General features: G+C 51.5%; 2 tRNA genes and 3 rRNA genes. All 5 read left to right on the forward strand.

Annotated features, from left to right (window positions below):
* The first annotated feature begins 391 nt into the window (after window positions 1-391).
* The 5 genes from D8S75_RS17115 to rrf all read left to right on the forward strand — a co-directional run bounded on the left by D8S75_RS17115 (window position 392) and on the right by rrf (window position 5,661).
* Window positions 392-1,920, forward strand: a 16S ribosomal RNA gene (locus D8S75_RS17115).
* Between the two features lie 104 nt (window positions 1,921-2,024).
* Window positions 2,025-2,101, forward strand: a tRNA-Ile gene (locus D8S75_RS17120).
* 39 nt (window positions 2,102-2,140) lie between these two features.
* Window positions 2,141-2,216: transfer RNA gene (locus tag D8S75_RS17125), tRNA-Ala, on the forward strand.
* Window positions 2,217-2,556: 340 nt separating this feature from the next.
* Window positions 2,557-5,433, forward strand: a 23S ribosomal RNA gene (locus tag D8S75_RS17130).
* 115 nt (window positions 5,434-5,548) lie between these two features.
* A 5S ribosomal RNA gene (gene rrf, locus D8S75_RS17135) occupies window positions 5,549-5,661 on the forward strand.
* Together the 16S, 23S and 5S rRNA genes with 2 tRNA genes alongside form the textbook arrangement of a ribosomal RNA operon.
* Window positions 5,662-5,713 lie beyond the last annotated feature (52 nt).

Below are 5,713 nucleotides of genomic sequence, written 5' to 3' on the forward strand. Positions count from 1 at the left end.
CGAAGCAAAAAATCTTCGGGTTTTGCGTAGATCGGGTAGAAATTCGGTATACAATGCAAGGCTTCGCTGAGCGGAGTTGCTGAAAAGCGGTTCTGGTGAAAGCGAGAAGATGCTGAAGAAATAAAGACCTTCAGTGTTGACAGGAAATAAAAAGTCCTGATATAATTTGAGGCTCTGCTGATCGTAGCGGAGTTAGCAAGAAGAGATGGAAATTGATTCTTGCCTGTACGTTAAAAACATACAGCCGATAAGCGTGGGCGTTTGAAGGCGATTGCCAAGTTCTACGGAACGAAGTCGCAAGACTTTCAAATGCTCATGAGAATAGAAGTGAAGTTCACTTCAATTCCGTTTTTATGAGTTGAGTCGAAAGACTTTAAATTTAAACAAGATCGAACTGAAGAGTTTGATCCTGGCTCAGATTGAACGCTGGCGGCATGCCTTACACATGCAAGTCGAACGGTAACAGGTCTTCGGATGCTGACGAGTGGCGAACGGGTGAGTAATACATCGGAACGTGCCCGATCGTGGGGGATAACGCAGCGAAAGCTGTGCTAATACCGCATACGATCTACGGATGAAAGCGGGGGATCGCAAGACCTCGCGCGGACGGAGCGGCCGATGGCAGATTAGGTAGTTGGTGGGATAAAAGCTTACCAAGCCGACGATCTGTAGCTGGTCTGAGAGGACGACCAGCCACACTGGGACTGAGACACGGCCCAGACTCCTACGGGAGGCAGCAGTGGGGAATTTTGGACAATGGGCGCAAGCCTGATCCAGCCATGCCGCGTGCAGGATGAAGGCCTTCGGGTTGTAAACTGCTTTTGTACGGAACGAAAAAGTTCTCTCTAATACAGGGGGCGAATGACGGTACCGTAAGAATAAGCACCGGCTAACTACGTGCCAGCAGCCGCGGTAATACGTAGGGTGCGAGCGTTAATCGGAATTACTGGGCGTAAAGCGTGCGCAGGCGGTGATGTAAGACAGATGTGAAATCCCCGGGCTCAACCTGGGAACTGCATTTGTGACTGCATCGCTGGAGTGCGGCAGAGGGGGATGGAATTCCGCGTGTAGCAGTGAAATGCGTAGATATGCGGAGGAACACCGATGGCGAAGGCAATCCCCTGGGCCTGCACTGACGCTCATGCACGAAAGCGTGGGGAGCAAACAGGATTAGATACCCTGGTAGTCCACGCCCTAAACGATGTCAACTGGTTGTTGGGCCTTCACTGGCTCAGTAACGAAGCTAACGCGTGAAGTTGACCGCCTGGGGAGTACGGCCGCAAGGTTAAAACTCAAAGGAATTGACGGGGACCCGCACAAGCGGTGGATGATGTGGTTTAATTCGATGCAACGCGAAAAACCTTACCCACCTTTGACATGTACGGAAGATCGCAGAGACGCGATTGTGCTCGAAAGAGAACCGTAACACAGGTGCTGCATGGCTGTCGTCAGCTCGTGTCGTGAGATGTTGGGTTAAGTCCCGCAACGAGCGCAACCCTTGCCATTAGTTGCTACGAAAGGGCACTCTAATGGGACTGCCGGTGACAAACCGGAGGAAGGTGGGGATGACGTCAAGTCCTCATGGCCCTTATAGGTGGGGCTACACACGTCATACAATGGCTGGTACAAAGGGTTGCCAACCCGCGAGGGGGAGCTAATCCCATAAAGCCAGTCGTAGTCCGGATCGTAGTCTGCAACTCGACTACGTGAAGTCGGAATCGCTAGTAATCGTGGATCAGAATGTCACGGTGAATACGTTCCCGGGTCTTGTACACACCGCCCGTCACACCATGGGAGCGGGTTCTGCCAGAAGTAGTTAGCCTAACCGCAAGGAGGGCGATTACCACGGCAGGGTTCGTGACTGGGGTGAAGTCGTAACAAGGTAGCCGTATCGGAAGGTGCGGCTGGATCACCTCCTTTCTGGAAAACTGCAATCAAGATTGAACGCCCACACTTATCGGTTGTTGGAAGAAGTCGCTGCGAAGCGGACTGCGAAAGCGGTCATGTGAAGCGGTGGCCGGCTTGGGTCTGTAGCTCAGTTGGTTAGAGCACCGTCTTGATAAGGCGGGGGTCGTTGGTTCGAGACCAACCAGACCCACCAAGTGCTGCAGGCCATATGCGACACGACAATGCGGTTCCTGGGGGATTAGCTCAGCTGGGAGAGCACCTGCTTTGCAAGCAGGGGGTCGTCGGTTCGATCCCGTCATCCTCCACCAATACGGATTCAACACCAAAGCGGCTTTGCAAAAGGCTGTTTTGTTGTTGATCGAGATAGTTCGATCAATCGGCTGTTCTTTAAAAATTCATAGAGTCGAATCAGCGTTGCTGATGGAAAGCATCGAAAGATGCACCGTGCCATCAGCAACATGAAATTTGATTGCGTCAAAACGAACGAACTTTGTTTGTTCAAGTAATGACGAATCGTTCTCTAGAAATTGCTATGCAAATAGCAATGTCGAAGAAACATTCACATTACGGCATAACGCGCGAGGTGAAAGACCTCGCAAGTCCAGACAGATGATGGAGATGTTTCGATAAGAGACGTCAAAGTTATAGGGTCAAGTGACTAAGAGCATGTGGTGGATGCCTTGGCGATGATAGGCGACGAAAGACGTGATAGCCTGCGATAAGCTTCGGGGAGCTGGCAAATAAGCTTTGATCCGGAGATTTCTGAATGGGGAAACCCACCCTTAGGGGTATCGCAACCTGAATACATAGGGTTGCGAGGCGAACCGGGTGAACTGAAACATCTCAGTAGCTCGAGGAAAAGACATCAACCGAGATTCCGAAAGTAGTGGCGAGCGAAATCGGAAAAGCCTTGCAGTGATAGCACGATGGTTAGCAAAACGGGATGGAAAGCCCGGCCATAGCAGGTGATAGCCCTGTATGCGAAAGCCAACGTGTGGTACTAGGCTGCAGACAAGTAGGGCGGGGCACGAGAAACCCTGTCTGAATATGGGGGGACCATCCTCCAAGGCTAAATACTCATCATCGACCGATAGTGAACCAGTACCGTGAGGGAAAGGCGAAAAGAACCCCGGGAGGGGAGTGAAATAGATCCTGAAACCGCATGCTTACAAAAAGTAGGAGCCCGCAAGGGTGACTGCGTACCTTTTGTATAATGGGTCAGCGACTTACATTCAGTGGCAAGGTTAACCGAATAGGGAAGCCGTAGAGAAATCGAGTCCGAATAGGGCGAATCAGTCGCTGGGTGTAGACCCGAAACCAAGTGATCTACCCATGGCCAGGATGAAGGTGCCGTAACAGGTACTGGAGGTCCGAACCGACTAGTGTTGCAAAACTAGCGGATGAGCTGTGGATAGGGGCGAAAGGCTAAACAAACTTGGAAATAGCTGGTTCTCTCCGAAAACTATTTAGGTAGTGCCTCAAGTATTACCTTCGGGGGTAGAGCACTGTTTAGGCTAGGGGGTCATGGCGACTTACCAAACCTATGCAAACTCCGAATACCGAAGAGTAGAGCTTGGGAGACAGAGCACCGGGTGCTAACGTCCGGACTCAAGAGGGAAACAACCCAGACCGCCAGCTAAGGTCCCTAAAATTGGCTAAGTGGGAAACGAAGTGGGAAGGCTAAAACAGTCAGGATGTTGGCTTAGAAGCAGCCATCATTTAAAGAAAGCGTAATAGCTCACTGATCGAGTCGTCCTGCGCGGAAGATGTAACGGGGCTAAGCCAGTTACCGAAGCTGCGGATGTGCAATTTATTGCACGTGGTAGGAGAGCGTTCTGTAAGCCTGTGAAGGTGTCTGGTAACGGATGCTGGAGGTATCAGAAGTGCGAATGCTGACATGAGTAGCGTTAAAGGGGGTGAAAAGCCCCCTCGCCGTAAGCGCAAGGTTTTCTACGCAACGTTCATCGGCGTAGAGTGAGTCGGCCCCTAAGGTGAGGCAGAGATGCGTAGCTGATGGGAAACAGGTCAATATTCCTGTACCGATCAATAGTGCGATGTGGGGACGGAGAAGGTTAGCTCAGCCAACTGTTGGATATGTTGGTTCAAGCCTGTAGTCGTGCCTGGTAGGCAAATCCGCCAGGCTTAGATGAGGGGTGATAACGAGTCTGCTTGCAGACGAAGTGAGTGATACCCTGCTTCCAGGAAAAGCCACTAAGCTTCAGCTATTGACGACCGTACCGCAAACCGACACTGGTGCGCGAGATGAGTATTCTAAGGCGCTTGAGAGAACTCAGGAGAAGGAACTCGGCAAATTGATACCGTAACTTCGGGAGAAGGTATGCCCCAAGTAGGTGAACTCGTACAGAGGGAGCCCAAAGGGGTTGCAAAAAATCGGTGGCTGCGACTGTTTAATAAAAACACAGCACTCTGCAAACACGAAAGTGGACGTATAGGGTGTGACGCCTGCCCGGTGCTGGAAGATTAAATGATGGGGTGCAAGCTCTTGATTGAAGTCCCAGTAAACGGCGGCCGTAACTATAACGGTCCTAAGGTAGCGAAATTCCTTGTCGGGTAAGTTCCGACCTGCACGAATGGCGTAACGATGGCCACACTGTCTCCTCCTGAGACTCAGCGAAGTTGAAATGTTTGTGATGATGCAATCTCCCCGCGGAAAGACGGAAAGACCCCATGAACCTTTACTGTAGCTTTGTATTGGACTTTGAACGGATCTGTGTAGGATAGGTGGGAGGCTTTGAAGTGTGGTCGCTAGATCACATGGAGCCAACGTTGAAATACCACCCTGGTGCGTTTGAGGTTCTAACCTGGGTCCCTTATCGGGATCGGGGACAGTGCATGGTAGGCAGTTTGACTGGGGCGGTCTCCTCCCAAAGCGTAACGGAGGAGTTCGAAGGTACGCTAGTTACGGTCGGACATCGTGACGATAGTGCAATGGCATAAGCGTGCTTAACTGCGAGACTGACAAGTCGAGCAGATGCGAAAGCAGGACATAGTGATCCGGTGGTTCTGTATGGAAGGGCCATCGCTCAACGGATAAAAGGTACTCTGGGGATAACAGGCTGATACCGCCCAAGAGTTCATATCGACGGCGGTGTTTGGCACCTCGATGTCGGCTCATCTCATCCTGGGGCTGTAGCCGGTCCCAAGGGTATGGCTGTTCGCCATTTAAAGAGGTACGTGAGCTGGGTTTAAAACGTCGTGAGACAGTTTGGTCCCTATCTTCCGTGGGCGCTGCAGATTTGAGGAAGCCTGCTCCTAGTACGAGAGGACCGGAGTGGACACACCTCTGGTGTACCGGTTGTCACGCCAGTGGCATCGCCGGGTAGCTAAGTGTGGAAGAGATAACCGCTGAAAGCATCTAAGCGGGAAACTCGTTTCAAGATGAGATCTGCCGGGGCCTTGAGCCCCCTAAAGAGTCGTTCAAGACCAGGACGTTGATAGGCAGGGTGTGGAAGCGCAGCAATGCGTTAAGCTAACCTGTACTAATTGCTCGTGCGGCTTGACCCTATAACTTTGACCAATCCGTCAAGGTTGTTATGCCAAGTGACGCAATCAAAACCAAACTGATTCCAAACTCTATGAATTCGTTGTCTTGACCTCGTCAAGATGACACCAAGTTATGCCTGATGACCATAGCAAGTTGGTACCACTCCTTCCCATCCCGAACAGGACAGTGAAACGACTTTGCGCCGATGATAGTGCGGGTTCCCGTGTGAAAGTAGGTCATCGTCAGGCTCTTACAGCCCAGCAACGCCCCTCTCAGCAATGAGCGGGGCGTTTCTGCTTT

This window comes from Simplicispira lacusdiani, assembly GCF_003604195.1.
Classification (GTDB): Bacteria; Pseudomonadota; Gammaproteobacteria; order Burkholderiales; family Burkholderiaceae_C; genus Simplicispira; species Simplicispira lacusdiani.